The following is a 3980-nucleotide window of genomic DNA, read 5'->3' as shown; positions in this document are numbered from 1 at the left end:
GTTTAAAAGAAAAGGCAGCCATTGGCTGCCTTTTCTTTTATAAAGTTATTTTCCTTGATCAGTTTCTTTTGATAACTGCTTTAATGATTTTACATTACCATGGGGATTTTGATCCTGCTTTCTGACTTTCCATTCCCGCTCTTGTTGACTCTTTGATTTACTCATGATTTTCACTCCCTTCTCAATTATTTTTTCTCCCTTTAAGATTCTTATAATAAGAATTGGTTAAAATGTTTAATGAAATCATTTCCTTTTCTAGCTCATTTTTGTTAAAGTATATTTTATTGATTCCTAAAGGGGCAAGACAAGATGAAAAAAAACATTCTAAACATTCGCCTAATTGCTTGCTTGATTATTGCACACGCACTGATATTTTTTTCGTTCCATGATAAAACAATATTTTGGTATATCTTTACTGGATCGGTGCTCGTGTTAATAGCATTGGCCATGTTCCAAGGGGATGTAGATGATGATGTATCCTTTATCCAATATATTTTCCTAGGCGTCCTAACCGGATTATTGTTATATTTTGTTTTTTGGTTAGGATTTCAAGCAATCCAAGTTCTCCATCTTCCTTTTGAGAAAAGCATTAAAAAGCTTTACCGCTGGTATTCACCACATGTTTTTTGGCAGTACATTGCTCTTGTTCTGGTTGCCGCACCTGGAGAAGAACTTTTCTGGAGGGGATTTATTCAAAAAACTTTATTGAAGTACTTAAGTCCGATATGGGGCATTTTATCAGCAGCGTTACTTTACGCCTCAGTCAATATTTATTCAGGCTCGATTTTGCTGGTCTTCTCGGCCTTTTTTTCAGGATTCGTCTGGGGCTTCCTTTATTTTTGGAAAAAAAGTATGCCGCTTGTGATTGTTTCCCATATCATCTTTGATATCATGATTTTTATTATCCTGCCGTTTAAATAGAAAAAGCAGCTGAAAAAGGGTCAGCTGCTTTTTCTATTATAACTTACTAGGTGAAAATGGTTTCATCCATAATAAAATAAAAAAGGACATGCAAATATAGCCGAATAGAGGATATAAGTAGGATAGCAGCGTACTATAATTCACTAGACTAATGAGGTAGGACACAGCAAAAATAACCGTAACCGATAAAATCGTTGGAACAGGGACATATTGCTTCAGCTGCCTATCGAGTCCAAAGACATTTCCAATCACAGAAGTGAATATCTCCCCATAAATCACAAGTACAAAAATCCAGTAAAAAAACGGAGCTAAGTTTTTCATAATAATTGCCATTGGGATATCATACAATTCCAGGTTAGGCAGCATGATCAAAGTAAAATGGCTGCCAATTAAAATTATTGTTAAAGCAAGGCCTCCAAGAATTCCTCCCCATTTAATTGTCCAGTCATCCTTAACCTCTGTGGCTACGGGCACCAGAACTGCTTGTGCCAATCCCAAATTTAATGCTGCATATGAAAATGGAGCGATCACACTTTTCCAGCCATCTGTTGCATGCGGAATAAATAAAAAGCGCTCTAAAAAGTGCGGCATTCTTAGTGATAAAAACATCAAGATTAAACTAAATGTAATCATTAATGGAACAACAAAAGTATTTACAGCAAAAAGTCCTTTTGTGCCAACAAGCATAACCAGATAGGAAAGGAATATGGTTATAAACACACCAAGATTTTTTGGCAGTCCGAGCTGCTCTTCAAAAACTGCCCCAGCCCCGGCTAGCATTACTGCGCTAACTCCAAGAAGCATAAATAGCATAAAAATATTTATTATGCTGCCCGCCCATTTTCCAAATAGGTACTCGTTAAATTCTTGATAGGATTTTGCCTTGATTTGAGCGGCCATTCTCATTAACTTTGATCCAATCATGATAAAAAGATAACCGCTCATTAATATACTAATAAAGCCAAAGAAACCAAATCGTGAAAAAAATTCAACGATTTCTTTTCCAGTGGCGAAGCCCGCTCCAACTACTGTGCCTACGTAGACTGCTGCAATTTGAAAAGCTTGAGTCCAATTCTTCCTCACACCATCTCCTCCTTATCATCAATATATGACCAAAGGGACAAACAAAGACGAGCTTTTTTCCTTAATTGGTAACCATTAACTCGCCGATTGGCGAGCCCCTAAGGGCGAAGACAGAGGCGTAGTTGCACTTATACTTTCCTATTAGCTAAAAAAAGCGAAGCCGCAATTATTAAGCGACTTCGCTTTTTTTATTGTTAAAGTTTTTGATCGCCTACAGAATTTAACCAGTTCTCAATAACACCAACTACCGATTCGACACAGCCATCCTCAAATGGTGAAATTAAATTTGCCTCGCGGACAAGTTTAGTGAATGACATGCTGCCGCCAAGTTTACAAAGCTTGACATAATCAGCCCAAGCCTCCTCTTGGTTCTCTCTTGAACGTTTCCAGAATTGGAATGCACAAATCTGTGCAAGTGTATAATCAATATAATAAAACGGTGAATTAAAAATATGACCTTGCCGCTGCCAGAATCCACCATTCTCTAAATACTCGTTGCCATCATAATCTTTATGAGGTAAATACTTTTTCTCAATTTCACGCCATTGAAGCTTGCGTTCTTTTGGTGAAGCCTCAGAATTTTCGTATACCCAATGCTGGAATTCATCAACAGAAACCCCATACGGCAAGAATAATAAGGCATCACTTAAGTGTGAGAATTTATATTTATCTGTATCTTCTTTAAAGAACAAATCCATCCACGGCCATGTAAAAAATTCCATACTCATAGAGTGAATTTCACATGCCTCGTAGGTTGGCCAATTATATTCTGGAATCTCATATTGACGGCTGGAATATACTTGGAAGGCGTGACCTGCCTCATGTGTCAGAACATCGATATCACCTGATGTTCCATTGAAATTAGAAAAAATAAATGGCGCTTTATAATTCTCAATAAAGGTACAATATCCGCCGCCGGCTTTTCCTCTTTTCGCAACAAGATCCATTAGCTTGTTATCCTGCATAAAGCGGAAAAACATACCCGTTTCTTCCGAAAGTTCTTCGTACATTTTTTGTCCGTTTTCGATAATCCATTCTGGACTTCCCTTAGGTGTAGCATTTCCACTTTGAAATTTGAAGCCTTCATCATAATACTTTAATTTATCGAGCCCGATTCTTTCCTGTTGACGCACCTTTAATTTAGTCGCAATCGGTACGATTAAATTCTTAACCTGAGCACGGAAATTCGCCACCATATCAGCGTTGTAATCCGTTCTCATCATTCGATAATAACCAAGCTCAACAAAGTTTTTATAGCCAAGCTTCTGCGCAATCTCTGTTCTTACTTTAACAAGATCATCATAAATTCGGTCGAGTTCATCCTCATGATCTGCTAAGAAGCCAAATTTTGCTTCATTTGCCCGCTTTCTCATTTCCCGATCAGTTGATTCCGTGAACGGCTCTAATTGGGCAAGCGTTCTTTCTTCCCCTTCAAAATCAATTTTAGCTGAAGCAAGCAGCTTCGTATATTCCGTCGATAAACGATTTTCCTTTTGTAGTAAAGGAACAATCTCAGGCTTAAATGTCTTAAGCTGTCCTTCGGCAAGAGCGAATAACTGGGTTCCCCACTTTTCTTCGAGCTGATTGCGAAATTTTGAATTAACAAGGGCTTGGTAATACTTGGTCACTAACCCTTCAACTTCAGGCTGGATTTCATCTATATTATCTTGTTCTTGCTTATAAAACTCATCATTCGTATTGATTGAATGGCGAATATAGCAGAGATTGAACATTGTACCAAGATCATTTCTAAGATGATTGATCTCATTCATTGCCTCGCTTTGCTCCTCAACAGTCGCGGCGTTATTAAAGTGTTGAAGCGCTTCAGTAAATTTTTTAGTTACTTCCTCTAAATTTGGACGTACGTATGTAAAATTTTCAAAGCTCATGAAAACATCCCCCTATTTCAAATTTCCAAATATATTTATTCGACACTATTTATTACAATTCCTTCAAATATAAAGAAAACTTGCCGA

Annotated in this window: 4 protein-coding genes; 1 reads left to right on the top strand and 3 read right to left on the bottom strand. The window is 37.4% G+C overall.

Features of this window, described 5'->3' with window-relative positions; translation table 11 throughout:
* Window positions 1–45: 45 nt before the first annotated feature.
* Entirely contained in the window at window positions 46–165 is a 120-nt protein-coding gene (locus tag V7150_RS15835) for a DUF6254 family protein (RefSeq protein ID WP_335520155.1), read from the bottom strand.
* Window positions 166–309: 144 nt separating this feature from the next.
* Here V7150_RS15835 and V7150_RS15830 point away from each other — a divergent pair, with 144 nt between their 5' ends.
* On the top strand, window positions 310–921 hold the full coding sequence (locus tag V7150_RS15830; protein WP_335520153.1) for a CPBP family intramembrane glutamic endopeptidase: 612 nt from the start codon (window positions 310–312) through the stop codon (window positions 919–921).
* Between the two features lie 36 nt (window positions 922–957).
* Here the strand turns inward: V7150_RS15830 and V7150_RS15825 are convergent, their stop codons facing one another.
* Together V7150_RS15825 and V7150_RS15820 are read right to left on the bottom strand one after the other, a co-directional pair.
* Complete coding sequence (locus tag V7150_RS15825; protein WP_335520150.1) at window positions 958–2004, bottom strand: YkvI family membrane protein; 1047 nt, start codon at window positions 2002–2004, stop codon at window positions 958–960.
* Window positions 2005–2198: 194 nt separating this feature from the next.
* Window positions 2199–3893, bottom strand: coding sequence for a M3 family oligoendopeptidase (locus tag V7150_RS15820; protein WP_335520147.1), 1695 nt, complete (start codon window positions 3891–3893; stop codon window positions 2199–2201).
* Window positions 3894–3980 lie beyond the last annotated feature (87 nt).

The sequence above is a fragment of the Neobacillus drentensis genome (assembly GCF_036965245.1).
In the GTDB taxonomy this organism is placed as follows: domain Bacteria; phylum Bacillota; class Bacilli; order Bacillales; family Cytobacillaceae; genus Neobacillus; species Neobacillus drentensis_G.
Note: the sequence above shows the minus strand (reverse complement) of the source record. Positions and strands in the feature narration are given on the sequence as shown.